This is a genomic window from Afifella sp. IM 167 (assembly GCF_020144925.1).
In the GTDB taxonomy this organism is placed as follows: Bacteria; Pseudomonadota; Alphaproteobacteria; order Rhizobiales; family Afifellaceae; genus Afifella.
Genome location: NZ_NSLC01000007.1, coordinates 203,930 through 228,980 on the forward strand (window position 1 = coordinate 203,930; position 25,051 = coordinate 228,980).

Sequence of the window (25,051 nt, forward strand, 5' to 3'; positions counted from 1 at the left end):
TATACAAAAATCCATATGCTTAGTTGTAGCTGGTGGCGCCTTGGTTGATCCTTTCGCGGGAAGAGCTACCGCTTTCGGTGGAGGCCCCGTCTTCCGCATCGCCCAAATAGGCCGGATCGAAGCCGATCCGCTCCGCCGCCGCGGCCCGATTGAGGATCTCCACCCGCTGGCGCTTCAGGCTGATCAGGCCCGAAGCGCGCAGCTTGTGGAGGGTGCGGCTCATATGGATCGGCGTAAGCCCCAGCAGGTCCGCGAGTTCGTTCTGCGTCAGTGGAAGGGTGAAGCTGTCGCCCTCGGTAAGGCCCACGAGGCGCAGGCGCGCGTCGACCTCGAGGAGGAAGTCGGCGGTGCGATCGGCAGCGCTGCGCTGTCCAAGGCGGACGATCTGTGCGGTCATGCAGGCCCGACGCCGCACCGCCGCCGCGACGAAGAACTCGGCAATGGACGGGCGCCCTGCGATCGCCTGCGGTAGCCCCTCGGCGGGAGCGACCCAGGCCGAAAAGGCCGTCAGGACGGCAAGCTCTTCGCCGGCAATCTGGGTGCCGATCACGTCGCCCGGGAGGCAGACCTCAATGACCTGCCGCGAACCTCCAGGAAGGTACGTATATACCATCGCCCAGCCGGACTTTATGATGTAAATCTGATTGTCTCTCGCACCTTGATGCTTGACGATCTGTCCTTCACTAAACTCCCGCAAGGAAAATCCTGATTTTCCGACGAGATAATTGCCTATTTTGTCATATGATCTTTCATCCGTGACTTGTCTCGACATCATGAACGACCCAAGGAGCAGCGGCGACTTCGCCTCTTCACGCGCAGGCGTTTTATACCACTATATCTAGGGCGATCGAGAAAGATGACGACGGGGTGACAACTCGCGCACAAGCCGAGGGCAAATCCCGAACTCCCGCATGGGTAGCGTCCCGACTCATGAGAACCGGCGCACGAACGGCAGAGGCCGGTCAGCGGCGCGTCGAGGGGCCGGAGATGGCCGGAATTACTGAGGAGATCGGGATCATGAGCGCGGCCTGCGCCGGGCGTCCCGCGAGGGCTACGCGACCGGTAACGCGCCTCGCCCGGACGAGGGGCGTGCTGCCGAAAATGGCCGTTTCGGCGGCACCATGAAGCCTGCTGTCGCTGGCGGCGACCCACCGCCTACAATCGCCGCCATCAGGCAATCGCCGCTATCAGGCGACCGCACGCCGTGCCAGGCGGGCGCAGGCATCGGCAAGCACGTCCACCACCTGCAGCACCGTCTCGGACGACATCTGCGCCGCCATGGGCAGGAGGATCGCGTGGTCCCTCGCGGCCTCCGATCGCGCCAGTGGATGGCGTTGCGGAAGATCGGCATGCGCTTCTTCGAGATGGATGCACATGATGCCCCGGCGCGTCGCGATGCCGTGGTCAAGCATGTACTGCATGACGTCGCGCTGGCTCAGCGCCGGGTCGAGGCGCACGCAATAGCTCTGCCAGTTCGTTCGCGCCCAGACGGGCTCCTCGGGCGGCGCCAGGCCGTCGATCCCGGCAAGCGCACGGCTATAGGTGGCGGCATGCGCCCGCCGCTGTGCAACGATGCCCGCCAGTCGCTTGAGCTGCTCGCGCCCGATGGCCGCCTGGATGTCCGTCATGCGGTAGTTGAAACCGGGGACGGGATACGCCTCGAACTCGACCTGGTCGCTCGCATGCCGGGCCGTGTCGGAGATCGACATTCCGTGCTGGCGCCACAGGCGAAAGCGCCTGTCCCATTCGGAATTGTCGGTCGTGATCATGCCGCCGTCGCCGATGGCGAGCACCTTGCGCGGATGGAACGAGAAACAGACGATGTCGCCGATCGGCCGCCCGACGGGCTGCCAGCTGCCATCGACCTCGATCTGCGAGCCGATGGCGCAGGCGGCATCCTCGATGACGGCGATCTCGTGCCGGCGCGCGGCCTCAATGACCGCCGCCATGTCGCAGGGCATGCCCATCTGGTGCACGACGAGCAGCGCCCGCGTCGATGGGGTGATGGCGCGCTCCATGGCGATCGGATCGATGTTGAAGCCGTCTTCCTCGATATCGACGAAGACCGGGACGGCACCGCATTGGCGGATGGCGTTGGCGGAGGCGATGAAGGTGTGGCTGACCGTGACGACCTCGTCGCCCGGCCCGACGCCAAGGGCAAGCAGCGCCAGGTGAAGCGCCGTCGTGCAGTTGGACACGGCGCAGGCATGGCGCGCACCGGTGAGCGCCGCGAATTCCGCCTCGAAGGCCGCCACCTGGGGACCCTGGGTGAGCCAGCCGGAACTGACGACGGCGGCGACCGCTGCCGCTTCCTCGGGTCCAAGGAGCGGCTGCGCGATGGGGATCACGATCGCTCCGTCGAGAGCGCCGCCGCCTGCTGCTCGGCCCGCCACCAGGCGGTGAGGTCGCGAAGCCCCTCGGACACGTCGATCGTCGTCTCGAAACCGAGAAGTTCCCGCGCGAGCTCGGTCGAGGCGAGCCGGCGCGGCACGGGATTGACGGCTCGCGCCTCGACATGGACAGGCTTGAGGCCGGGCCGGCCGAGGATGCTGCAGAAAGCCTCCGCCAGAGCCAGAAGCGACGTCTCCTTCCCGCTCCCCACGTTGAGGGCAACGTCCGTCACCGGCGACTTCGCGGCGAGGATGTTGGCGCGGGCCACGTCTGCCACATGCACGAGATCCATCGTCTGCAGCCCATCGCCGAAGATGATCGGCGGCTCCCCCTGCTCGATACGCTCCATCCAGCGCACCATCACCTCGGTGTAGCGGCCATGCAGGTCCATGCGCGGGCCGTAGACGTTGAAGTAGCGGAGCGCGACGCCGTTGAGGCCGTACATGTCGTGGAAGGATCGCAGCAGCCCTTCGCCGAACAGCTTCGCGGCGCCGTAGAGCGTGCGGTTGTCGTAGGGCGGATCGTTCTCGGGCGTGGGGAACGTCTGGGCAAGGCCGTAGATGGAAGCCGAAGAGGCCATCACCACCTTGCCGACCTTCGCCTGCACGCAGAGCCGCAGGAGCCGGTAGGTCGCGTCCGACATCACCTCCATGGCGAGGTCCGGATCCTCCGCGCAATGGGTGATGCGCAGGGCGGCCTGATGGAAGACGATATCGGCGGGCTCCACCAGACGCTGCATAAGGGCGCGGTCGCGGATGTCGCCCCGCACCACCTCCACACGGCCGCTCATCAGCGCCGGCGAAAGGTTCGCGAGCCTTCCGCGGATCATGTTGTCGACGACGACGATCTTACTGCAGCCTTCGGCGAGCAGCGCGTCGACGATGTGCGAGCCGACGAAGCCCGCGCCGCCCGTCACGAGGGCGGAGCTGCCGGCAAGGGAGAAAAGGGCTGTCATGGTGAGCTCCTGTCAGGCCGTCTTCGCCAGCACGCCGGCCGTCAGCATGTTGAGCGTGGCGATGATGCGGGCGACGTCCCGCGTCGCGAGTTCGGGGTAGATGGGCAGGGAGAGCGTTCGCTCCGCCATCGCCTCGCTCGCCGGAAAATCCCCTCGCCGATAGCCGAGATCGGCAAAACTCGGCTGCAGATGGACCGGCACGGGATAATGGATGCCCGTCGCGATGTCCTCCTGCTGAAGCGCCTCGCGCAGCCAATCGCGGTTCGAAGCCTCGACAGCAAAGACGTGGCATGCATGGTCGCGCCCGATCGGCCCCGAGGGCCGGAACAGATCGCCCGACAGACCCGACTGGTAGAGGTCGGCGACGCGGCGGCGTCCCTCGGTCCAGGCGTCGAGGTGCCTGAGCTTCACGCCGAGAGCGGCGCCCTGCAGGGCATCCATGCGATAATTGAAGCCAAGCTTCTCGTGGTGGTACTTGCGCCGCTGGCCCCAGTCGCGCAGCAGGCGCACCTCGGCAGCGAGGTCGTCGCGGTCCGTGACGATCGCTCCGCCTTCCCCGCAGGCGCCGAGGTTCTTGCCGGGATAGAAGCTGAAGCAGCCGATATCGCCGAAAGTCCCGGCACGCCTTCCGTCGCGCTCGGCGCCGTGCGCCTGCGCGGCGTCCTCGATCACGGGCAACCCGTGGCGGCGCGCCAGGTTCAGGATCGGCCCCATATCGGCGAGCCGGCCGTGCAGATGCACCGGCATGATCGCCCGCGTCCGCGGCGTGATGCGCTCCTCGATCCTCGCCGGATCCATGGTCCAGGTCGAGGGGTCGATGTCCACGAAGACCGGCGTCGCGCCCGCATAGCGGATGGCGGCCGCCGTCGCCACGAAGGTCATGGAGACGGTGATGACCTCATCGCCGGGGCCGATGCCGAGCGCCAGGAGTGCGAGATGCAACGCCGAGGTGCCGCTGTTGAGCGCGACCGCATGGCGGGCGCCGCAATAGTCGGCGAAGGCGTGCTCGAAGTGCTCGACGGCGGGTCCCAGCACATAGTTGCCGCTGCGCAGGACCGGCAGGACTGCCGCCTCGATCTCGTCGCCGATCGTCTCGTACTGGGCGCGCAGATCCAGAAACGGGATCATGACGCTTTCCTGAGCTCGTGCATCTCGACCGGCTGGCCGCGCAGTCTCATCGAGTGGGAAGCGGCCGAAAGCATCTCCACCACCCGCAAACCGCTCAAGCCGTCGGACATGGGCGCGGCGCCCGTCTCGATCACCGAGCAGAAGTGCTCCAGCTCCGTCAGGAGCGCCTCCTTGGCGGAGATCACCGGCGCCCACATGTCGCCCACCCGGTAGGAGACGCGCCGCATCTGGACGGCCTCGGGGTCGTCGCTGAGCGTGACGCCGCGATCGTAGACCTTGACCTTCTCGCTCGTCTCCATGTCGTCATAGATGACCATCCGCCGGCTGCCGCCGAGCAGGACCTGCCGCACCTTGATCGGCGCCAGCCAGTTAACGTTGAGATTGGCCATGGAGCCATCCTCATAATAGACGGACAGATGCGCCATGTTCTCGGGCCGGTCGGAAAGGAAGCCCGCGGCCGTCGCGGAGATGGCCATCGGCCGCGACGAGGACAGGAAGTCCAGAATGGCGAAGTCGTGGGCGGCGAGATCCCAGATGACGTTCACGTCGTTCTGGAAGTTGCCGAGATTCACCCGGATGGAATCGTAGTAGTAGAGATCCCCGAGGTGGCCCGTTTCGATCAGACCGTGGATTGCCTGGACGGCGCCCGTATAGACGAAGGTGTGGTCCACCATCAGCACGCGCGAGCGCCTGCGCGCCTCCTCGACGAGCCGCCAGGCCTGCCCGACATCGGCGGTCATCGGCTTCTCGACGAGGACATGCTTGCCGGCCCGCAGAGCCGCCAGCGCGATCTCGAAATGATGGTTCACCGGGGTCGCGACCACGATCGCGTCGATGGCCGGGTCGGCGACGACCTCGCGCCAGTCCGATTGGAGGAGCACCGAAGGGTGCCGTTTTCCCGCACGCCCCAGCGCCTCGGAGGATACGTCGGCGATGGCATGGACCGCGGCGGCGTCCACCTCCATCAGGGCGCGGGCGATATTGGGTCCCCAATAGCCGTAGCCGATCACTCCGAAGCGGATCATGGGTTGAGCCTTTCCGTGAAGGAGCCGAGGTTGGGATCGCGAAGCCGGTTGGGATGCGGGTGCTGCGGATCGTGGTGGCGCACATCGCCGGTGACCCGCGCCGGCACGCCCATGACGATGGCGTAGGGCGGCACGTCGCGCGTGACGACGGCGCCGGCGGCGACGAGGGCCCGCTCGCCCACCGTCACCCCGCAGATGATCGTGGCGTTGGAGCCGATCGAGGCGCCTCGCCGGATGAGCGTCGGCGTGCATTCCCAGTCGCCGTCGGTCTGCATGGAGCCGTCTTCGTTCGTGGCGCGCGGCACCAGGCCGTTGGTGAACATCACCCCGTGCGCCACCATCACCTCGTCCTCGATCTCGACGCCCTCGCAGATGAAGGAATGCGAGGAGACCTTGCATCGGGAGCCGACGATGCTGCCCTTCTGTATCTCGACGAAGGTGCCGATCCGGGTCCCGGCGCCGATCCTGCAGCCGTAGAGGTTCACCAGGCTGGGGTGTGCGACATAGGCATCCGGCGCAATATCGCAGTTCGTGATCGGCATCCTCTCCCCCTGCATGCGTCGTTGTTGGACGCAGTAGAAGAGCGGCGGGCCCCGGAACGAAACCACCCAAATCGGGTGAAGCGCGCCATGGCCCTCCGCCGAAAGAAGGACAGTCGCTGCGCCGGTTGGCCTATCAGGCCGTTTCGCGCCCGATGCCGGGGTTTCGGGCCTGCCGGACAGATCTTGCGCCATCCGCTCAAGGCGGCTCGACGGCCTCGCGATACCGCAAGGAAGGCAGATACGGCGTCGGGCCGGCACAGATCGGAGGTCGGAGGTCAGGCGCGCTACGAAGGCCCGCGAGGCAGGCGAGACTGGGCCGGAAGCCAGCGGATGCGCCCTTCGGCGTCTGCCCTCCGGCGCTCGCAGGCGATATACGTATTCATCTACGCCCAAAGTGGAATGATTTCATTCGATCGCAGGCCGCCTATTCGCCCGGCCGGCGAGGCACCCCTGCAAATGCTTGCTTCGGGCCCTGCCCTGCTTCTCCTAGTATCGCCGTGTTCTCAGGGCCGTTCAGGCCGCGGCGCAGCGTCGGGCGGGAGATCGAGCGATCATGTCGAGCACGCATGCCGCCTTCATGTTCTCCGCGCTCGACAAGTACGTCTCTTTCGGCATCTCCCTCGCCACGACCGCAATCGTCGCCCGACTGCTGACACCGAGCGATGTCGGCCTCTTCGCGATCGTGAGCATCGTCGCGGTCACGGCGGAATCGCTGCGGGACTTCGGCGTCGGCGTCTACATCATCCAACATCCCGACCCCCAGAAGGAAACGCTGCGGACGGCTTTCACGGTCATGGCGCTCGTGGCTCTGCTCCTGGCTGCGGTTCTTCTGGCGCTGGCCGCGCCGATCGCCCGATTTTATTCCGCGCCGGCGCTTGCGCTCGGCATCGCCCTGTCGGTGGGCAGCCTCGCGGCCGGATGCTTTGCCTCGCCCTGCCTGGCGCTTTTGAGGCGGGAGATGGATTTCGCCTCGCTGGCGCTGATCAATGTGAGCGGGGTGGCGGCGAACCTGATCGGCGTGCTGATCTTCCATGCGTTTGGGCTCGGGTTTCTCAGCCTCGTCCTCGGCTCTCTCCTGGCAAGCGTCACGACCGCCTCGCTGGCGGCGATCAAAGTGGGAAAGCCCTGGATCTTCATGCCCTCCCTGCGCGACTGGCGCGGCGTCGCAAGCTTTGGCAGCTTTGCCAGCGCGACCTCGGCGCTTACGACGATCCACACCAGCCTGCCGCAATTGCTGCTCGGGCGGCTTGCCGGCATCGACGTCGCCGGCTTCTTCAATCGCTCCTATCTCCTGTGCCAGATCCCCGACCGCTTCGTCGTCGGGGCCTTCCTGCCGGTGGTCTTCCCCGCCTTCGCCGCCCAGGCGCGGGCCGGCGCCGATCTCAAGGCCCTCTACCTGAAGGCGCTCACGCTTCTGTCGGCGATCCACTGGCCGGCCTTGCTCGTCCTCGCCATCCTGGCGGAGCCGGCGGTGCGGATCGTGCTCGGGCCGCAATGGGACGCCTGCGCCCCCCTCGTGCGGATCATGGCGCTCGCATGGCTCATCATGATGCCGGCGTCGCTGACCTATCCGATCCTGGTCGCATCCGGCCGGATTCGCGACACGGTCACGTCCTGCCTGATTTCCCTGCCGCCCTCGATGCTCGTCATCTTCGCCATGGCGCCCTTCGGAGCTGCGGCACTCGCCTGGAGCATGTTCGCCACCCTCGCCTTCCAGATGGGCGTGGCGTTCGTCTTCATCCGGCGTCAGATCGCATTCGGCTGGATGGAGCTCATCGCCAGCGTCGCAAAGAGCGCGGCCGTTGCGGCGTGCTCCGCCGCCGGCCCCCTCCTCGTTGCAGGCTTTTACGGCTTCACGGCCGAGATCTCCTTCATGGCACTGACGCTTGCCGGCGGCACGGCGTTCGCAGGATGGCTCGCCGGCCTCTCGGCGAGCCGGCATCCCTTGCTTGAGGAGGTGCGCTCCTTCGCATCGTCGCGCAGGCCTTCCCGGCGTGCCGCAGCGGTTTGACCCATCATGGAAAAGGCGAGCCAATGACCCAGAGATCCGTCGCAGAAGAGACCGAATCCCCGTTTCGCGCGGCCGATTCCGGCGAATGCCCTGAACCCCGCCCGGACATCGTCGACCCGTTCGGCTGGTATGACCGGGGCGAGCCCATCCTGGCGCACAACCTTCGCGAGTTCGAAGCGCTTCTGCGCCGGTCACGGGCCGAGTTCGACGCCGGTCATGCGGCCGCAGCTGCGGTCTTCGCGGAGGCTGCTGCCCTGAGCGCCGTTTCAGGCGCCTGCGGGCTTTTTGGCAGCGCCGCGCTCGACGATATCCTCCGGGCCATCGGCGTGCGCTGGGTGGGCGCCGTCGGCAAACCGATCCCGCCCAGCCCCGGTCAGAGGCGGCGTGTGCTGCACGTCGTCACCACGGCGCAAGAGATCGGCGGGATGACGCGCATGATCTGGCGATGGGTCGAGAACGATCGCTCCTCGGTCCACTCGGTCGTCCTCACCGATCAGTACGGACCGGTCCCGCCGAGGCTTCCCGCCACGATCGCATCGCAGGGCGGCAGCTTCACCCAGCTTTCAGGATCATCCTGGCAGTTGATCGCGAAGGCCCGCCAGCTGCGCGACGCCGCGCGATCGGCCGACCTTGTCGTCCTGCATGTGGGAAATCGCGACGTCATTCCGGTGCTGGCCTTCGCCGAAAGCCGGGATCGCCCGGCGCTCGCCTATCTCAATCACGCCGATCATCTGTTCTGGCTCGGGGCTTCCACCTGGGACGCGGTGATCTCGCTTCGGCGATCGGCGTACGAACTCTGCCAGGCCCGCAGGGGCATCGCCCGCGAGCGCAATCTTCTCCTGCCGATCCCGATCGCGCCGCTCGAGCACCAGACGGACCGGGGAACGGCGAAAGCGAAGATCGGCCTTGAACCCGGCCGCCTCGTCCTTCTCTCGGTCGCGCGGAGCCTCAAATACGCAACGATCGGTGAGGTCTCCTTTGCCGACGCCCATGTGCCTTTCCTGAAGGCGTTCCCCGAGGCCACGCTGGTCGTGCTCGGCGCCGGGGACCGGCCCGACTGGTCCGATGCCATGCAGGCGACGGGGGGCCGGATCCTCGCCTTGCCCGAGACCGCTCATACGGCCGATTATTACGACGCTGCAGACATTTACGTCGATTCCTTCCCATTCGTATCGACCACGTCGATGATCGAAGGCGCGCTCAGGGGCGTTCCGGCCGTCACACGCAACCCGTTCTCCCGCCAATGTGCGATTTTCGGCTGCGACGTGCCGGGCCTCGATGAGCATATGGTGCGTTGTGCGGATCTGGAATCATACACCGAAGCCCTGTCCCGCCTGGCGCGCGATGCCGCCTTGCGGAACACTTTGGGCGAGACGACACGCCGCTCGCTTCTCAAGATGCACTCTGGACCGGGCTGGAGCGAGAGGCTGACGACGATCTACGAGACGATTTTCTCGCTGCCGGCCGAGGCCCGCTCGCAGGCGCCCTCCCACCCCCTGTTCGCCGAGCTCGACCGCTTCATGCCCTTCATCCACGGCGACGATGGCGATGCCGACAAGGCGCTGATCGCCGTCCTCGATCACTTTGCGCCGCAGGACCGTCTCCGGCTTTGGGGCGAACTCGTCCGGCGCACGCCCCTCAGTGGAACGTCGGTGCGGCAGCTGGCCCGTTGCTGGGTGCCGAAGACATCGCGGCAATGGCTCGCCTCGCGTCTCCGCCCCGCTGTCTCCTGACGATTGGGGCGGTTTATCGGCCCGCCCCGCGCAGGGCGAGCCTGCCACGAGCGCGCATCGTCTCCCGCAGCAGACGCGGGAGACCACCGGGCAGCAGCGTCAGAAGCCGATATGTGATGGCAAGATCGCGCGGGATCAGCGGTTCGAGGCTCTGGGCGCGATCGAGCGCAGCCCGGCGGCCCCGATAGGCCCATTCGTGACGCAGCAAACCGTTTACCGCCGTGCGGTAGCGCGCTTCCGCCACCGCCCGTTCCGCGACGCTCAGGCGGGCACCGCAGGACAGAAGCGCCTCGCGCAGCGTCAGGACGAGGCCGGCGTGGGTATGGCTCGATCGCGTGAGGCTCGACGCCGCGCCCTTGCGATACCAGGCGAGAGCCCGGCTTGAATAGGCGAAGCGGCCGCCGGCCGCGGCGATCTTCAGCCACACGGCATAATCCTCCGCGTAGCGACGATCCTCCGGAAATCCTCCAACGCGTTCGAGCCAGGTCTTCCTCACGGCGACCGTGGAAGTCGGCACGCAGCATCCCGCCGTCATGAGACGGCCGAACGGATTGTCCAGCTCGCGAAACCTTTCGGGCGCGGGCGGCAAGCCATAGCGCGCCAGATAATCGCCCGGCTCGCCCTCGACGATCCAGTTGCCGAAGGTCACGGCGACTTCCGGCTCGGCCCGCATCTGATCGAGCTCCAGGTCGAAACGCCCCGGCAAGACCTTGTCGTCGGCATCGAGAAACAGAACGATCCCGGCCTTCGCAGCGGCGATGCCGGCATTGCGTGCAGCGGAAGGCCCGGTATTTTCCTGTCGGAGGCAGACGACGCCGGGATAGGTCGAGGCAAGCGCAGCCGTCCCGTCCACAGAGCCGTCGTCGACGACGATCACCTCGTAGGGATGGCGGGTGTTCTCGTCGAACACGGAGTCCAGCGCCTCGCCCAGATAGCGGACGGCATTATGCGCCGGGATGACCAGCGAGAAGACCGGCGGCGGCGCGCCCGCTGGCATCACACCCGCTCCAGCCGGGCACGGAGGAAGTTCTTCAGCGGCCTCGGCACGTAGCGGCGGAGACCGGGCCGGAAGCCCGCGGGCATCGCCCATTCGCGGAGCGGCAGCGGGTCGGCGATGGCGGGGCGGTTCGCCATGACGTCGTGGAGGACGGCGGCGTATTCCATTGCCATGCGCTCCAGCGAATAGCGGCCCGCCACATCGCGCCGCGCCCGGCCCGACATGGCCGCGAGCCTTTCGGGATCGTCGATCAGACGCGCGAGGAGGCGCGCGGCCGCCGGCCAGTCGCCAACCGGGAAAAGGAAGCCGTTCTCCCCATCGGAGACGATCCGATCGGTGACACCGCGCAGGCGGGATACGACCGGCACGCAGCCGGTCGCCATGGCTTCGACGAGCGTCAACCCGAAGCCCTCGAAGCGGGACGGCATGATCATCACGTCATGCTGCGCCAGGAGACGCGGAATCCGGCTTGCCGCCACCGCGCCCAGGAGCGCGATGCGCCGATCGCGGGCGCACAGTTCGCGCAGACGCTCAAGGTCCGGACCGTCGCCGGCGACGGTCAGGCTGACGTTCGAAGGCAGGCGCGACATGATCTGCGGGAGCCAGAAGACGCCCTTCGCCGCGTCCTCGATGCGCCCGAGATAAAGCAGCCGCCTCGGCCCGGAGGGCGATCCTTCTCGCTCGGCCGAAGCGAGCGCCGCAATATCGACCGCGTTGGCGATGGCGAAAGTCCGGCCGGGAGCGAAGCCGAAGCGCCCGACGAGATCGTCGCGGCAGCGGGCGGAGACGCCGATCGTCGCGTGCACCCAGTCCTGAAGGCTGCGCGCCGCCGCATAGGTCGCGGGGGTGATGTTGTGCACGATCATCAGCCGCGCCATCCCGGCCGGTAGATAGCGGGCGATGTTCATCTGCACGGGCTCGGCGAGGACGTTGACGAAGACGCCGTCATAGGCCTCGGCCGTCAACATCTCTGCGAGCGCGGCGGCCCGCGCGGCCTCGTCCGCGTCGCCAGGGACCGGCACCAGCCTGCCCGAGCGCAGATCTTCCTCAGAGAACCCATCGCCGGGCCGAACTTCGCGGGCAAAGCCCACCCACTCGACACAGATGCCGTGCGGGGCGAGCCCGGCGCGCAGATGTTTGAAATGCGAATAGGTCCCGCCGAGATGAGGCGCGGCGAAATAGGCCCACTTCACCCTCACCTCCAATCGGCGCTCGTGCCCGGGCGGATTTTACGCCGTCAGGCTAGGTCGGCGCACCTCCGGCAGGGAGGCATCAATATGGGGTATCTTCTGCCTCTCCCGGCACCGCGTCCCCTCTTCCGGCCGATCGCGCTCGCCGCGCCCTCGCACGAAGGGATGCGTTGCCCTCTGAGCCAAATCCGCATGTTCCCACCTGTCGGACGGAGAGCCTAGAGACCCGGCCGCATTCAGGCCGCGTCGCTCGCCCTTTCGTCGCCATGAAGCGAATAGGGCTGGAGCGGCGCGCAGCAGGGCTGCCCGTCGCTGGCGTAGAGGATGCGCTGATCGAGATCGAGCACGATCGCCGCCACGGTGATGACGCGGGCGGGTTCTGCAAGCGCCGGATCGGGGTGGCGGCAAATGGCATTCGGGGCGGAAAAGTGGTCGGACAGCGCCTCGCAAATGACCTCAAGGTCGATCTCGCCGGCATGCCGGCGCAGGAGCCGATCCAGGCGGTGGCCGCGAAACAGCGTATGCGGCCCGAGCCTCTCCATCTCGGAGGAAACACGATCTTCCCGCACGAGATGGTTGCCATGCGCGACGATCCCGTCCTGCGGATAGAGATAGGCGCAGCGGCTCGGCGTCGCCTCGATGTCCATGATCTCGCCATCGGCCTGACCGATCAGGAAATTGGTCGAGCAGGTGCGATCGGTCTCCACGACCGGCTTCAGCGCCTTGTCGTAGGTCCAGGCGTCGAGGACCTCGCGGCAGCGCACATGGAAGGGCTTGCGCATGCCGTTGGCGCCATCCTCGGGCGTCACCAGGCCGTTGACGCACAAACCGATGCCGGCAGCGTTCACACCCATCTTGCAGCCGACGATTCCCGCTTCGGAAAATCCGACGAAGCTCGGCTTGCCGTCCTCGGGCCGCTCCGCCCGCCGTACCCGCTGAATGAGGGTCTGACCCTTGACGCTCTGCAGCCAGTCCCAGTTCTGGCCGAGGATCGTGTGGCCGCTCCGCGTCACTTCCGGGAACAGGCCGAAAGACGTGCAGCCTTCCTGGGGCGGCACGCCGTTCGCCTTGAGCGCCTCGCTGGAGAAGACACGATAGGTGATCTCGTAGCGGGCATTGAGCATTGCGATCTCGGTCTGCGAGTACCCGGAGGCACGCGCGATCGCATTCATTTCCTCGCCGTATTCGGGATTGTCGGAGCAGATGAAGGCGTGCCAGCCCTCGCTTTCCTCCAGCACCTTGGCGCGGCTCGCGCCTCCCGACTGAAAGCGCGCGAGATAGGCGTCGATGTTCCTTGCGATCGCCTCGCGCATGCTGGAGCCATGCTGCTGGCCCCGCTCGCGCGGGTCGCCGCCAAGTTCGAGCACGGGAAGATGGGACATGTGATCACTCCGCCGCGGCGAGAAGTCCGGACGGTCCGCGGCCAACACGCGGGCCAACCCCTGGGAAACTCGCCAGATGTATTGACTGTCAATACAGCCGAATTGTTATAATGAAGGTAGCCAGTCCGCCGAAAGGTGTCAAACCGCGGCCGGGCGGAAGCTTCGATCCGCGGCAATCATGGGGAGCCAGATGCCCGCAGCCAGAAATCCATCCTCGCCCTCCGCAATGCAGCCGGGCGAGGCCGATCCGCGCCTCCTGCTGCAATCGGTCGAGCGCGCTCTGCACGTTCTGGAAATCTTCGGCAGTTCCGGGCCTCCTCTCACGCTCTCGCAAATCGCCGCCCGTGCCGGCATCGACAAGAGCGCCGCCCAGCGCATCGCGCACACCCTGCTGCATCTCGGATACCTTGAGCGCCATCACAGCGGCACCGGCTTCACGCCAGGCCGGCGGGTGCTCGACCGGGCCTTCGACTATCTGATTTCCGATCCGCTCATCGAGCGCGCCACGCCCGTTCTGCTCGAGCTCCGCAAGACCGCCCGCGAGAGGGTCGACCTCAGCCTCTTCGACCATCTGACGATCGTCTACGCCGTGCGCCTGCAGAGCAAGCGCGAGAACTTTCCTGCGACGCTGATCGGCCGCCGGATTCCCACCTTCTGCTCTTCCGGCGGCCGGGCCATGATGGCGCACCTGGAAGACGAGGAGGTGGAGGACATCATTGCCCGCTCGGAGCGAAAGCCGCTGACGCCGAAGACGATCACCGAACCGGGGAAGATCCGCGCCAAGATCGCCGAGGCTCGGCGCGACGGCTACGCGCTGGCCCGCGAGGAAAGTCTGCTCGGCGAGATCGTGCTCGCCACCGCCATCACCGAGGAAGGCCGGCCGGTCGCGGCCATCCATATCGCCGGCTCGCTCGGCGAATGGACGGTGGAGGAATTCACCGGCCGCTTCGGACCGCTCGCCATCGAGGCCGCGCGGGCGCTCCACCGGTGAGAGCCCTTCCAGGCAGGGACTGACGCGATGAACCTGCGCGAGCTCAAGGCGTTTCGGGCGGTCATGACGACCGGATCGATGACCCGCGCGGCCGAGCTCCTGCATGTCACGCAGCCCGCCGTCAGCATGCTCGTCGCCAGCCTGGAGGAGGCGATCGGCTTCAAGCTGTTCGAGCGGAGGCGCGGCCGCGTCATCCCGACGGCCGAGGCCCTGCTCCTCCTCGACGATGCGGAGCGGACCTTCACCTCGCTGACCGACCTGGAACGGCGCGCTGACCAGATCGCGCGGCGCGGCGTCGGCCAGCTCAGGATCGCGTCGATCTATGGGCCGGCCCTGCAAATCCTGCCGACCGCAACGCGGCGCTTCCGGGAGGTCCGTCCCGACGTCGCCGTATCCATCGTCACCAATGAATCGAAACGCGTTCATGAATGGGTGGCGAGCCAGTATTACGATTTCGGCATCGCCGAGACGACCGACCCGAACCCGGCCTTCGAGGTGGAGGTGATCCCGCAGGAGCTCGCCTGCGTGATGCCGCGGGGCCATCCTCTCAGCGGAAAGGAAACGCTGACGCCCGCCGACCTCAGCGGCCTTGCTATGTCGACCATGCCCGGCTGGCACCGCCAGAACCTGGAGCTCGACGCTGCATTCTGCGAGGCGGGCGCGGAGCGCCTCGTGCGCTACGAGGTCGACATGATCGCGACCGTCATCGGTCTTGCCGCGCAAGGCGCGGCGATCGGCTTTGCCGACCCGGTCAACATCACCGCTTGCCGGCATCTCGACTTCGTCGCCCGCCCTTTCCGTCCGGCCCTTCGCTTCGATCTGGCGATCTTCTATCCCGCGGACCGGCCGCGCTCATCCCTCAGCGCCGATTTCATCGGCGTGCTGCGCGACGTCTTTGCCGAAACGCGCCGGAAGAGCGGCCTCTAGGGCCCCTCTAGCCCTTCGCGATGCTGCGGCGCTTCGCCGTCGTCGCTGACAAGGTGGCAGGCGACCTTGCGGCCATTCGCGACGGCGCGGAGCGGCGGCGCCGTCTTGCGGCAGATCTCCTCGGCGAACGGGCAGCGCTCGGCGAAACGACAGGCGTCGGGCGGGTCGATCGGATTGGGCGGGTCGCCGGTCAGGAGAACGCGGCGCTGGCGCGCCTCGGCAAGATTCGCCGAGGGAACGGCCGACATCAGCGCCCAGGTATAGGGGTGCAGCGGCCGGCGGAAGAGATCCACCTGGACGGCGTGCTCCACGATCTGACCCAGATACATCACCGCGATCTCGTCGCAGACATACTGCACCACGCCGAGATCGTGCGAGATGAAGAGGTAGCTGTAGCCGAAGGTCTTCTGCAGGCGGCGCAGGAGATTGAGGGTCTGCGCCTGGATGGCGACGTCGAGCGCCGATACCGGCTCGTCGCAGACGATGATCTCCGGATCGGTGGCGAGCGCCCGCGCGATGCCGATGCGCTGCCGCTGGCCGCCGGAGAACTGGTGCGGAAAGAGGCTCTCCTGTTCCGGGCGAAGCCCGACCGCCGCGAAGAGCTCCGCGACGCGATCCGCCCGTTCCGACCTGTCGTAGACGTCGAGAAGGTCCATCGGCTCGCGCACGATCTGGCCGGCGCGCATGCGCGGATTGAGGGAGGAATAGGGATCCTGGAAGATCACCTGCATCTTGCGCCGGACGAGGCGCAGTTCCTCGCCCTTGAGACCGGCGATTTCGGTGCCCGCAAGCTTGACGCTGCCGGCCGTGATCGGCCCGAGGCGCATGACGGCAAGGGCCGCCGTCGTCTTGCCGGAACCCGATTCACCGACAATGCCCAGCGTGCTGCCGCGCGGCAGCGAGAAGGAGACGTCGTCCACCGCGTGCACCGTCGTGTGCGGGGCAAAGGGATTGGAGCGCCGGTTCTGGAAATGCACGGTGAGGTTGGAGACCTCGAGGATGGGATCCGCACTCACGCCGCCCTCTCCTCCTCCTGCAGCCAGCAGGCCGCGCCATGGTTGGCGGAGACGGGAATGACCGGAGGCATGTCGGCGCAGCGCGCATGGGCGTGCGGGCAGCGCGGGCGGAAAGGACAGCCCTTGCCCAGCTCCGTTACCGGCGGAACGATGCCGGGGATTTCCGGCAGCATCGGCAGCTGCGCCGGCGGATCGCGATCGAGATGCGGCGTGCAGCGGATGAGCCCGCTCGTATAGGGATGGCTCGGTTCCGTCAGGATCGCCTCGACGGGCCCCTCCTCCACCTTCCTGCCGGCATACATGACGAGGACGCGCTGGCAGGTCTCGGCGACGGCGCCCATGTCGTGGGTGATCAGGATGATTGCCGTGCCGGTCGCGTCGCGCAGCTCCTGGAGAAGATCGAAAATCTGCGCCTGGACGGTCACGTCGAGCGCCGTCGTCGGCTCGTCGGCGATCAGCAGGCTCGGCCCGCAGGCCAGCGCGATGGCGATCATGACACGCTGGCGCATGCCGCCCGACAGCTCGTGCGGGTATTGATGCAGCCGCTTTTCCGGCGCCGGGATATGCACCTTGCACAGCATGTCGTAGGCGTGGTCCATCGCCGCCTTCCGGCTCGCCCCGTGATGCAGGCGCACCACCTCGGCGATCTGCTCGCCCACCGTGAAGACCGGATTGAGCGAGGACATCGGCTCCTGGAAGATCATCGCCACGTCGTTGCCGCGCAGCTGCCGCATGCGCCGCCTGGAGGTCTGGAGCAGGTTCTCGCCGTTGAGCTTGATCTCGCCCGCCGGCACGCGGCCGGACGTCTCCTCCACGAGCCCCATGATGGCGAGGGCGGTTGTCGACTTGCCGCAGCCGGATTCGCCGACGATGCCGAGCATCTCGCCCCTGGCGAGATCGAAGCTCAGGCCGTCGACCACGGGAAAGAACCTGCCGCCGATCCGGAACTCGATCGTGAGGCCTTCCACGGAAAGGATCTTGTCCGTCATCGCCGCCTCAGTTTCGGGTTGAAGGCGTCGTTGAGCCCATCGCCCAGCAGGCTGACGCTCAGCACGGTGAAGAAGATGGCGACCCCGGGGATCGAGACGGGCCACCAGGCATCCAGAAAATACTCGCGATTGGCGCCGATCATCAGCCCCCAGGTCATGGTGTTGGGATCGCCGAGCCCCAGGAAGCTGAGGCCCGCCTCGAAGAGGATCGACACGCCGATCGTCAGCGCCGCGGAGATGATCAGCGGCGGCAGGGCATTGGGCAGGATCACCCGCCAGATGAGGCGCCGGTTGCGGGCGCCGGCCGCCCGCGCGGCCTTGACGTAGTCGAGCTGGCGGATGCGCAGGAACTCACCGCGCGTCAGGCGCATCGCGGCCGGCCAGCTGACGATGCCGATCGAGATCGCGATGGTCGGCAGGCTCGGCGAGAAGAGCGTCACCAGCACCATGGCCAGGAGCAGCGGCGGCAACACCTGGAAGAACTCCGTCAGCCGCAGGAGAGCCTGGTCGATCCAGCCGCCGTAAAAGCCGGCCAGCGCGCCGATCGTCACCCCGATGACGACCGTCAGCGCCGCCGCGAAGGCACCGACAAGGAGCGTCGGCCGCGCGCCATGGATGATGCCGGCGAGGATGTCGCGTCCGAGATAGTCGGTGCCGAAGGGTGCCTGCGGCGTGAACTCGTCGAAGGGCGGCGAGAGCGGGGCCGCGACGATCGAATAGGGATCGACCGGATAGAGGAGCGGGCCGATCGCGGCGACGGCGACGATGGTGGCGATCATGGCGATGCCGACCACGGCGGGGCCGTTATGGGCCAGCATGCGCAGCGCTTCGAGGGTCGGGCTGCCGGGTCTGGAGACGGGAGCTGCCGGCGCGCTCATGAGGAAGCCCCCGCCTTGATGCGCGGATCGATGAGGCGATAGGCGAGATCGGTCAAAAGATTGGCGATGACCACGACGAAGGCTGAGAAGAACAGGATGCCCAGAATCGTCGGATAGTCGCGCCTCAGAATGGATTCGAAGGCGAGACGTCCGAGACCCGGCCAGTTGAACACGGTCTCCACCAGAACCGCGCCGGAGAGCAGCTGGCTGAATTGCAGGCCGGCGATCGTCACGACCGGCAGGACGGCGTTTCGCAGGGCATGCTTGTAGACGACGACGGCCTCGGAAAGTCCCTTGGCGCGGGCGGTGCGGATGTAGTCCGCTCCCAGAACGTCGAGCGTGCTGGCGCGGGCGAGCCGGCTGTACTGGGCGACATAGATGATCGAAAGGGTCGCCATCGGCAGGACGAGGTGGTGCAGCACATCGAGCGCCTTCACGCCGAAACCGCCCTCCAGCGTCATCGAATACATGCCGCCGACCGGAAAGAACGACAGATAGGAGGCGAAGAGAAGGAGCAGCATGATGCCGGTCCAGAAGACCGGAGCGGAGAAGCCGACCAGCGCCAGGACGGTGACGAAATGGCTGAGGAAGCCGCGCGGGCGCCGCGCCGAGACGACGCCGAGCGCCGTGCCGATGATGATCGCCAGGAGGAGCGCGCTGATGACCAGCAGCAGCGTGGCCGGCAGCCGCTGCAGGATGAGATCCGTCACCGGCCGGTTGAAGTAGTAGGAATAGCCGAGATCGCCCCCGGCCACCTGCTTGAGATAGAGCCACAGCTGCGTCAGCAGCGGCTGGTCGAGGCCGTAGGATTGCCGGATGGAGGCGACGATCTCTTCGGTGGTGCCGCCCATCTCGCCCGCGATCACCTCGGCCGGATCGCCCGGCGCCATGTGGATCAGCAGGAAATTGAAGACGATGACCGCCAACACGAGGGACAGCGCGTAGACGATCCGCTTGGCGATTTCGAAAAGGCTGCTCATCGCTCTACCGGCTGGGTCTCGGGGGTTGGCGGCGGCCCCGCGGGCCGCCGCGCATCAGTGCGAGAAGCTGGAGGATGCGAGCCTATTGCCCATCCTCGACATAGACCTCGTCCATGGCCTGCATGCCGCCCCAGACCGTCAGCGGCGGGTTCTTCATCCGCTTGTTGTAGACGGCGGTGTAGGGCTCCTCGTTGGTGAAGATCAGCGGAAGGTCCTCCGACAGGATCTTCTGGAACTCCGAATAGGCCTTCTTGCGCGTCTCGACATCCGTCGCGCTCGCCGCCTCGCCGAGAAGCTCATCCACCCGCTTGTTGCAGTAGCCGGCCGTGTTCGTCCAGATCACGTGCTTGATGTTGTCGCACAGGAACAGCCGGTGCACGCCGATGATCGGATCGGGGTAGTCGAAGATGGAGTTCATCGTCGCATCGTAGTCCCAGCTCGCCACGCGGTTCGCCCAAGTGGCGAAGTCGGGCGACGAACGCAGCGTCACGTCGATGCCGATCTTGCCGAGCTGCGGCTTCAGATACTCGGCGACGAGCTTGCCGCTTTCGGGATGGAAGGTCGGATAGTCGAGCGTCATGGAAAAGCGCGTTCCGTTGGCATCCGGCTTGAGCCCGGCTTCGTCGAGGAGCTCGCGCGCCTTGTCGAGATCGACGTCGTACATCACCAGCGCATCGGCGTCGTAGAACGGGCTTGAGCTGTGCAGCGGGCCGTCGAGCCGCGTCGACATGCCGAGATGCAGGGATTTGGTGATGAAGTCCTTGTCGATCGCATGGGCGATCGCCTTGCGCACGCGGATATCGTCGAACGGCTTGTGGCGCAGATTGAACTCAAGATAGTTCGTCGGGCCGATCGCCTCGAAGCCCTTCGTCGTCACCTCGATATTGGGATCGTCCTGCAGCCGCTTGACGTTGCGGGCGTTCATGCCGCTGAAGGGAAAGTAATCCACCTCGCCGGACTGCAGCGCCAAAAGTCGCGCCTGCTGATCCTTCTCCGGAATGATGCGGAAGATGATCCTGTCGAGATTGGGCTGGTCCTTCTTGAAGAAGGATTCGTTGCGCTCCAGCGTGATGTATTCGCCCGTGCGCTCCTCGACGAACTTGAAGGGACCGGAACCGACCGGCTTGCTGTTGGCCGGATGGCTCTTGATGTCCTGGCCGTCGTCATAGACGTGCTTGGGCAGGATGGGCAGGAGAACCGGGGAGAGCGAGGCCATCAGCGAGGGCTGGGCGTATTTCAGCCGGATGACGGCCGTGTGCTCGTCCGGGGTATCGACACCCTCCACCGCGCCGAACATGGCGATGCCGAAAGGATGGTTGTTCTTCACCACGTCGAGCGAGTAGGCGACATCGGCCGAGGTGACCGGCTCGCCGTCGTGAAAGAGGGCATCCTCCCGCAGCTTGAAGGTATAGGTCTTGCCGTCGTCGCTGACTTCCCAGCTCTCGGCCAGGTAGGGCTGCGCCTCGAAATTCTCGTCGAGTTCGATCAGGCCGGCGAAGATCTGCGTGCCGGGAGTACCCGTGGCGTTGCCGGACTGGACCGCCGGATTGAGATGCCGCGGTCCGTCGATGCCGACCGTCAGCGTCCCGCCGCGGTGCTGCGCCGAGGCCGTGCCGGCAAGGCCGACGGCGACCCCCAGCGCAAGGGCCGCCGATATGGCGGCCGAAGCAAATGTCTTGAGCACCATCTGAGTTCTCCTGTCGTGTTCCCCTGCTGCGGCCCTTCAGAGCCCGCATGCATGCCCGCGAAGACGTCCTTCGGCGTCGGCGTCGTAGCGCCTCGGCCTCAGATCCATCGGATGGGTGTTTCTTCCCTCCTGCCTTCTTTGCGCATCGTCTTTCCGTATTGTTCTTCGATACGCTTGAATTGTTATAACTCTAGCCCGCGCCCATCGGCCTGTCAAAGTCCGCGCCGCCCCTTCGGGACGCGCTGACACGGCGTTCAGACATACTTTTCCTGTCGATCTCGCTCGCGCGCCGCAGCGCCTCTTCGGGCCGGATCGCCGTAGCCGCCGCCCCCGGCGCCTTCGAGCAGGATGCGCGTTCCGGCCGGCGGGCTCAGCCCGATGCTCTTGGGCGGCAGAGCGCGTTCTCCGGGGCCCCCGACGTCGAGCGCCGCCCGCGCGGAACTGCTCTCGCCACCCCCGGCGCTCCCCCAGGAGCGGTTGTAGTCGCTCTGCTGCTGGACATAGACGTTGACGTTGAGCCCGTCGCAGAGGAGCTCGTATTCGCGGCGCATGCCGAGGCCGCCACGGAATTCGCCGTCACCGCCCGAAGCGGCCACGAGCTCGGTGCGCAGCACGCGGACAGGGCAGACGAGCTCCATGATCTCCGCCGAAAGGATGGCGCAATTGCTGCCATGGGTATCGATCCCGTCGAGGCCGTCGCCGGCATGCGTGGCGCCGCCGCCGCCGCCCATGATGTCCGTCACGGTGAAGTAGGGAGCCATGCCTTCCGGCCCGCTCCGCTCCGAACGGGTGTCGAAGCCGCCGATCTTCAGGGAGGGGAAGGAGATCTGCGAACCGGCATAGCCCGTCTCGCCGACAAAGGGCCGAAGCGCGATCAGGACGGCCTCGGCCACGGCCTGCTGGGTGAAATGCCGGCTGCCCACGGCCGCCGGCCGGCGCGGATTGAGAATAGTGCCTTCCTCGCAGAGGATTCGGACCGGCCGCGAGCAGCCGCCGTTCTGCGGAATCCCCGGCGACATCGCCGCCTTCACGGCGTAGTTGACCATCGAGATGGTGGAGGAGAACGGACAGTTGAGGCCGTGCGGGCGCTGCGGCGAGGTGCCGGCGAAATCGACCTCGATCGCATCGTCGGTGAGACGGACGCGGCACGCGACCGTCATCGGCTCCGAAGACGCCACGCCGTCCTCGATCCGCACCACCGCGCTGCTTTCACCGTTGGGAAACTGGCGCAGCGCCATGCGCACGTAGTTCTCGCCATAGTCGAGCACGTTCCTCGTCAGCTCGGCGAAACGCTCCGGCCCGTAGCCTTGGACAACGTCGCGCAGGCGCCGCTCGGCCGTGCGGCACCCGGCGATCTGCGCCCTGAGATCGCCGGCGCAGGCTTCCGGATTGCGCACGTTGTTGGCGAGCAGCACGAAGATCTCGTCGACGGGCTTACCCGCCTTGAGAAGCTTCATCGGCGGAAAGATCACCCCTTCGCCGAACACCTCGGTGTTGTCGGGAGCCGTGGTGCACGGCGTCTTGCCGCCGAGATCGACGTGATGGGCGATGGTCGATGTGAGCGCGACCAGATCGCCGCCCACAAAGACCGGGCTGAAGAGCACGATGTCGGGCGTATGCGTGCAGCCCTGGTAGGGGTCGTTGCAGATGATGATGTCGCCCTCCTCCCACGAGGAGATGGGCACCTTGCGGGCGACATGGGCGCAGGCGGTCTCGATGACGCCAAGCTGGGCCGGAATCGTCTCCGCCTGGGCGAGGAGCTCGCCGGCAGGCGTCAGCACCGCACAGGAATAGTCGTACATGTCCCAGATGATGGAAGAGTACGCGGCGCGACGGAGCGCGCTCGACATCTCCTCGGCGATGCCGATCATCCGCTTCTGAAAGACGTCCCTCGCGAGCGCAGCGACAGGATCGGCCGCTACCGGCCCGTCCATCTCAGCCTCTCTTGATGGAGACAAAGCCATACTCGTTCGTCCTCGCGATTTGGTTGGGCAGGACGAGAATCGTCGTGTCTTCCTGCTCGATGATCGCCGGGCCGCTGACTGCGGCGCAGGCCGGCAGATCGGCCTTGCGGTAGATGGCGGCCCTCTGGGGCGCTCCGCCGAGTTCGGTGACGATGTCGCGGTGGCCCCTCGGCCTGACGGCATCGCTCGCGCCCGCATCGAAACGCGCAAATTTCGGTTTTTCGATCCGGCCCGTCGCATCGACGCGCAGATTGACGATTTCCACCGGCCCCTGCGGATCGGCATAGCCGTAAGCCGTTTCGTGAGCCGCGTGGAAACGCGCGGCAAGCGCGGCAAGATCGGCCCCCGTCGGCAAGTCCGCCTCGGAGAAGGCGATGTTGAGCTCGTGGTACTGGCCGACATAGCGCATGTCGGCGGTATGGCCGATCTTCTGATGCTCGGCCGCGATGCCCTCGCGGCCGAGCGAGTCCCGCAGTTCCTGCGTCACCGCGCCGAGCGCTTCGGCGCACATCGCCTCCGTCACCTTGGAGACAGGGTGCAGGAAAGGCACCTGGCGGGAGTGGCGGATATCGGCGAACTGCAGGCCCATCGCCGCGAAGACGCCCGGATGCGGCGGCAGGACGAGCTGGCCGATGCCGATCTCGTCCAGCAGGAAGGGCGCGAAGATGCCCCCTGCCCCGCCGAAGGCGAAGAGCGCGAATTCGTGCGGGTCGTAGCCGCGTTCCAGGGAGAGGCTGCGCACCGCCTCGCTCATGCTGGCAATGCCGATCGCCACCATGCCGAGCGCGGCATCGGCGAGACCGAGGCCGAGCGGGCGCGCGATCTTTTCAGTGACGGCGGCGGCTGCCGCATCCCTGGAGAGGCGCAGCTGCGGATCGGCAAAGGCGGCCGGATCGAGGTATCCGAGGACGAGCGCCGCGTCGGTCAGCGTCGGGTCTTCGCCGCCCCGCCCGTAGCAGGCCGGTCCCGGCGTGGAGCCCGCCGATTGCGGACCGACATGCAGCCCGCCTGCCGGATCGACATGGCCGATCGAGCCGCCGCCCGCCGAAATGGCCGATATCTCCAGCATCGGGATGGAGAGCGGCAGGCCATCGACCAGACGGGAGCGATCGAGGGCGGCACTGTTTTGGCGGATGAGGGCGAGATCGGTCGACGTGCCGCCCATGTCGAAGGTGATGACGTTCTCGAGCGCAAGCAGCCGCGCCGCCTCCAGCGCCCCCAGGACGCCGCCGGCCGGTCCGGAAAGCAGCATGTTGAGCGGATTGTCACGCACCCCTTCAGGCGTCGCCGCTCCGCCGTCGCTGCGCATGTAGACAAGGCGCGCCGCAACGCCCTCGTCGCCGAGCGCTCGCTCCAGGGAGAGTGTGTAGCGCGCTACCGGCGGCCCCACATAGGCGGCAGCCGCCGTCGTGTTGGTGCGCGGGTATTCCTTCATCTGCGGATTGACGTCACTGGCGAGGTAGATCGGCGTGTCGGGCAACGCCGCCCGGAGCCTATCCGCCAGGCGGCGTTCGTGATCGGAGTTGACGAAGCTGAAGATCAGCGAGACGGCCACCGCTTCGGGCTCAAGAGCGGCGGTGGCGGCAACGACACGGTCGATTTCGGCATCGCTCAGCGCAATGACTGTCTTGCCGTAGACGTCGAGACGCTCGCGGACTTCCACGACCTGCGAACGCGGCACGAGCGGCACAGGCTTCTGGGCGGTCAGGCTATAGACCTTCGGGCGGCGCTGATCGCCGATCTCCAGAATGTCGCGAAACCCCTCCGTCACGATCAGCGCGACGCGCGCGCCGGTGCGGGTGAGCCAGGCATTGGTGGCCACCGTCGAGCCGTGAAAGAGGAGCTCGATCTCGCCGAGTCCGATTTCCGCCTTGCGGGCTATCTCGCGGATGCCGCGGATGACCCCTTCACCGCTGCCGGGCGTGGAAGAGACCTTTTCGACCATGAGGCGATCGTTCGCCGCGTCGACCAGAACGAGGTCGGTGAAGGTGCCGCCGACATCGACCGAGAGCCTCATTCGAAAAGTCCCCCTGTCAGCTGCCGCGTGGCGGTTGGGCGATTTTTTTGCATGGCGTCAGGCTAGGCAGAGCGTCGCCATAAGGGAAATCGATCTTTATGATGAAGGCATCAGCCAGCCTGATGCTTGGGCGCAGGCGCTCGCTCCTCGGTGCCCGTATCGTCCCTATCCCAGCCGAATAAGCTGTGATGATCGGTCGATCAGAAACGACGATTTCGGCTTTATTGGTCAGGCGTTTAGCATGACCT

Annotated in this window: 20 protein-coding genes; 4 read left to right on the forward strand and 16 right to left on the reverse strand. The window is 66.6% G+C overall.

Going from position 1 to position 25,051, the window contains the following annotated elements; genetic code table 11:
* Positions 1 to 19: 19 nt before the first annotated feature.
* From CLD20_RS14380 to CLD20_RS14405, 6 genes are all read right to left on the reverse strand, one after another.
* Positions 20 to 772 carry a Crp/Fnr family transcriptional regulator gene (locus CLD20_RS14380; protein ID WP_224407348.1) on the reverse strand — a complete coding sequence of 251 codons (753 nt, stop codon included), beginning with the start codon at positions 770 to 772 and terminating at the stop codon, positions 20 to 22.
* 415 nt (positions 773 to 1,187) lie between these two features.
* Positions 1,188 to 2,348 (reverse strand): DegT/DnrJ/EryC1/StrS family aminotransferase, encoded by a 1,161-nt coding sequence (locus tag CLD20_RS14385; RefSeq protein WP_224407349.1) that lies wholly within the window; start codon positions 2,346 to 2,348, stop codon positions 1,188 to 1,190.
* The gene (locus tag CLD20_RS14390) at positions 2,345 to 3,346 is read right to left on the reverse strand and encodes an SDR family NAD(P)-dependent oxidoreductase (protein ID WP_224407350.1); all 1,002 of its coding nucleotides are present in this window, start codon (positions 3,344 to 3,346) and stop codon (positions 2,345 to 2,347) included. The genes CLD20_RS14385 and CLD20_RS14390 overlap by 4 nt, the downstream gene beginning before the upstream one ends.
* Positions 3,347 to 3,358: 12 nt before the next feature.
* A complete protein-coding gene (locus CLD20_RS14395; RefSeq protein ID WP_224407351.1) occupies positions 3,359 to 4,474 on the reverse strand; it encodes a DegT/DnrJ/EryC1/StrS aminotransferase family protein in 1,116 nt (371 codons plus the stop codon).
* Complete coding sequence (locus tag CLD20_RS14400) at positions 4,471 to 5,499, reverse strand: Gfo/Idh/MocA family protein (RefSeq protein WP_224407352.1); 1,029 nt, start codon at positions 5,497 to 5,499, stop codon at positions 4,471 to 4,473. The genes CLD20_RS14395 and CLD20_RS14400 overlap by 4 nt, the downstream gene beginning before the upstream one ends.
* Positions 5,496 to 6,041, reverse strand: coding sequence for an acyltransferase (locus CLD20_RS14405; protein ID WP_224407353.1), 546 nt, complete (start codon positions 6,039 to 6,041; stop codon positions 5,496 to 5,498). The genes CLD20_RS14400 and CLD20_RS14405 overlap by 4 nt, the downstream gene beginning before the upstream one ends.
* A 553-nt stretch (positions 6,042 to 6,594) precedes the next feature.
* Here CLD20_RS14405 and CLD20_RS14410 point away from each other — a divergent pair.
* Together CLD20_RS14410 and CLD20_RS14415 are read left to right on the forward strand one after the other, a co-directional pair.
* On the forward strand, positions 6,595 to 8,052 hold the full coding sequence (locus tag CLD20_RS14410) for an oligosaccharide flippase family protein (protein ID WP_224407354.1): 1,458 nt from the start codon (positions 6,595 to 6,597) through the stop codon (positions 8,050 to 8,052).
* A gap of 23 nt (positions 8,053 to 8,075) precedes the next feature.
* Positions 8,076 to 9,785 (forward strand): hypothetical protein, encoded by a 1,710-nt coding sequence (locus tag CLD20_RS14415; protein WP_224407355.1) that lies wholly within the window; start codon positions 8,076 to 8,078, stop codon positions 9,783 to 9,785.
* Positions 9,786 to 9,798: 13 nt separating this feature from the next.
* Here the strand turns inward: CLD20_RS14415 and CLD20_RS14420 are convergent, their stop codons facing one another.
* From CLD20_RS14420 to CLD20_RS14430, 3 genes are all read right to left on the reverse strand, one after another.
* The gene (locus CLD20_RS14420; protein ID WP_224407356.1) at positions 9,799 to 10,782 is read right to left on the reverse strand and encodes a glycosyltransferase; all 984 of its coding nucleotides are present in this window, start codon (positions 10,780 to 10,782) and stop codon (positions 9,799 to 9,801) included.
* Positions 10,782 to 11,975: a glycosyltransferase family 4 protein gene (locus CLD20_RS14425; RefSeq protein ID WP_224407357.1), complete on the reverse strand. Its 1,194-nt coding sequence runs from the start codon at positions 11,973 to 11,975 to the stop codon at positions 10,782 to 10,784. Before CLD20_RS14425 ends, CLD20_RS14420 begins: the two co-directional genes overlap by 1 nt.
* A gap of 233 nt (positions 11,976 to 12,208) precedes the next feature.
* Positions 12,209 to 13,354: a C45 family peptidase gene (locus CLD20_RS14430; RefSeq protein WP_224407358.1), complete on the reverse strand. Its 1,146-nt coding sequence runs from the start codon at positions 13,352 to 13,354 to the stop codon at positions 12,209 to 12,211.
* A 190-nt stretch (positions 13,355 to 13,544) separates the two neighbouring features.
* Here CLD20_RS14430 and CLD20_RS14435 point away from each other — a divergent pair, with 190 nt between their 5' ends.
* Together CLD20_RS14435 and CLD20_RS14440 are read left to right on the forward strand one after the other, a co-directional pair.
* On the forward strand, positions 13,545 to 14,345 hold the full coding sequence (locus tag CLD20_RS14435; RefSeq protein WP_224407359.1) for an IclR family transcriptional regulator: 801 nt from the start codon (positions 13,545 to 13,547) through the stop codon (positions 14,343 to 14,345).
* A 27-nt stretch (positions 14,346 to 14,372) separates the two neighbouring features.
* Positions 14,373 to 15,272 carry a LysR substrate-binding domain-containing protein gene (locus CLD20_RS14440; protein ID WP_224407360.1) on the forward strand — a complete coding sequence of 300 codons (900 nt, stop codon included), beginning with the start codon at positions 14,373 to 14,375 and terminating at the stop codon, positions 15,270 to 15,272.
* On the opposite strand, the gene CLD20_RS14445 is transcribed toward CLD20_RS14440, so the two are convergent.
* The 7 genes from CLD20_RS14445 to CLD20_RS14475 form a co-directional block, all read right to left on the reverse strand.
* Positions 15,269 to 16,288: an oligopeptide/dipeptide ABC transporter ATP-binding protein gene (locus tag CLD20_RS14445; RefSeq protein WP_224407361.1), complete on the reverse strand. Its 1,020-nt coding sequence runs from the start codon at positions 16,286 to 16,288 to the stop codon at positions 15,269 to 15,271. The two genes, CLD20_RS14440 and CLD20_RS14445, sit on opposite strands and share 4 nt — an antisense overlap.
* The gene (locus CLD20_RS14450) at positions 16,285 to 17,277 is read right to left on the reverse strand and encodes an ABC transporter ATP-binding protein (protein WP_224407362.1); all 993 of its coding nucleotides are present in this window, start codon (positions 17,275 to 17,277) and stop codon (positions 16,285 to 16,287) included. The genes CLD20_RS14445 and CLD20_RS14450 overlap by 4 nt, the downstream gene beginning before the upstream one ends.
* Positions 17,274 to 18,155, reverse strand: coding sequence for an ABC transporter permease (locus CLD20_RS14455; RefSeq protein WP_224407363.1), 882 nt, complete (start codon positions 18,153 to 18,155; stop codon positions 17,274 to 17,276). Before CLD20_RS14455 ends, CLD20_RS14450 begins: the two co-directional genes overlap by 4 nt.
* The gene (locus CLD20_RS14460; RefSeq protein ID WP_224407364.1) at positions 18,152 to 19,135 is read right to left on the reverse strand and encodes an ABC transporter permease; all 984 of its coding nucleotides are present in this window, start codon (positions 19,133 to 19,135) and stop codon (positions 18,152 to 18,154) included. The genes CLD20_RS14455 and CLD20_RS14460 overlap by 4 nt, the downstream gene beginning before the upstream one ends.
* 82 nt (positions 19,136 to 19,217) lie before the next feature.
* Positions 19,218 to 20,822, reverse strand: coding sequence for an ABC transporter substrate-binding protein (locus CLD20_RS14465; protein ID WP_224407365.1), 1,605 nt, complete (start codon positions 20,820 to 20,822; stop codon positions 19,218 to 19,220).
* A gap of 254 nt (positions 20,823 to 21,076) precedes the next feature.
* The gene (locus CLD20_RS14470) at positions 21,077 to 22,756 is read right to left on the reverse strand and encodes a hydantoinase B/oxoprolinase family protein (protein ID WP_224407366.1); all 1,680 of its coding nucleotides are present in this window, start codon (positions 22,754 to 22,756) and stop codon (positions 21,077 to 21,079) included.
* Between the two features lies 1 nt (position 22,757).
* Positions 22,758 to 24,803 carry a hydantoinase/oxoprolinase family protein gene (locus tag CLD20_RS14475; protein WP_224407367.1) on the reverse strand — a complete coding sequence of 682 codons (2,046 nt, stop codon included), beginning with the start codon at positions 24,801 to 24,803 and terminating at the stop codon, positions 22,758 to 22,760.
* Between the last annotated feature and the right edge of the window lie 248 nt (positions 24,804 to 25,051).

Coding starts and splice junctions, on each gene's coding strand:
- CLD20_RS14440 (WP_224407360.1), top strand. CDS start 14,373: ATGAACCTGCGCGAGCTCAAGGCGTTTCGGGCGGTCATGACGACCGGA.
- CLD20_RS14415 (WP_224407355.1), top strand. CDS start 8,076: ATGACCCAGAGATCCGTCGCAGAAGAGACCGAATCCCCGTTTCGCGCG.
- CLD20_RS14395 (WP_224407351.1), bottom strand. CDS start 4,474: ATGATCCCGTTTCTGGATCTGCGCGCCCAGTACGAGACGATCGGCGAC.
- CLD20_RS14420 (WP_224407356.1), bottom strand. CDS start 10,782: ATGCCAGCGGGCGCGCCGCCGCCGGTCTTCTCGCTGGTCATCCCGGCG.
- CLD20_RS14435 (WP_224407359.1), top strand. CDS start 13,545: ATGCCCGCAGCCAGAAATCCATCCTCGCCCTCCGCAATGCAGCCGGGC.
- CLD20_RS14430 (WP_224407358.1), bottom strand. CDS start 13,354: ATGTCCCATCTTCCCGTGCTCGAACTTGGCGGCGACCCGCGCGAGCGG.
- CLD20_RS14410 (WP_224407354.1), top strand. CDS start 6,595: ATGTCGAGCACGCATGCCGCCTTCATGTTCTCCGCGCTCGACAAGTAC.
- CLD20_RS14450 (WP_224407362.1), bottom strand. CDS start 17,277: ATGACGGACAAGATCCTTTCCGTGGAAGGCCTCACGATCGAGTTCCGG.
- CLD20_RS14475 (WP_224407367.1), bottom strand. CDS start 24,803: ATGAGGCTCTCGGTCGATGTCGGCGGCACCTTCACCGACCTCGTTCTG.
- CLD20_RS14405 (WP_224407353.1), bottom strand. CDS start 6,041: ATGCCGATCACGAACTGCGATATTGCGCCGGATGCCTATGTCGCACAC.
- CLD20_RS14380 (WP_224407348.1), bottom strand. CDS start 772: ATGTCGAGACAAGTCACGGATGAAAGATCATATGACAAAATAGGCAAT.
- CLD20_RS14455 (WP_224407363.1), bottom strand. CDS start 18,155: ATGAGCGCGCCGGCAGCTCCCGTCTCCAGACCCGGCAGCCCGACCCTC.
- CLD20_RS14400 (WP_224407352.1), bottom strand. CDS start 5,499: ATGATCCGCTTCGGAGTGATCGGCTACGGCTATTGGGGACCCAATATC.
- CLD20_RS14460 (WP_224407364.1), bottom strand. CDS start 19,135: ATGAGCAGCCTTTTCGAAATCGCCAAGCGGATCGTCTACGCGCTGTCC.
- CLD20_RS14465 (WP_224407365.1), bottom strand. CDS start 20,822: ATGGTGCTCAAGACATTTGCTTCGGCCGCCATATCGGCGGCCCTTGCG.
- CLD20_RS14470 (WP_224407366.1), bottom strand. CDS start 22,756: ATGGACGGGCCGGTAGCGGCCGATCCTGTCGCTGCGCTCGCGAGGGAC.
- CLD20_RS14390 (WP_224407350.1), bottom strand. CDS start 3,346: ATGACAGCCCTTTTCTCCCTTGCCGGCAGCTCCGCCCTCGTGACGGGC.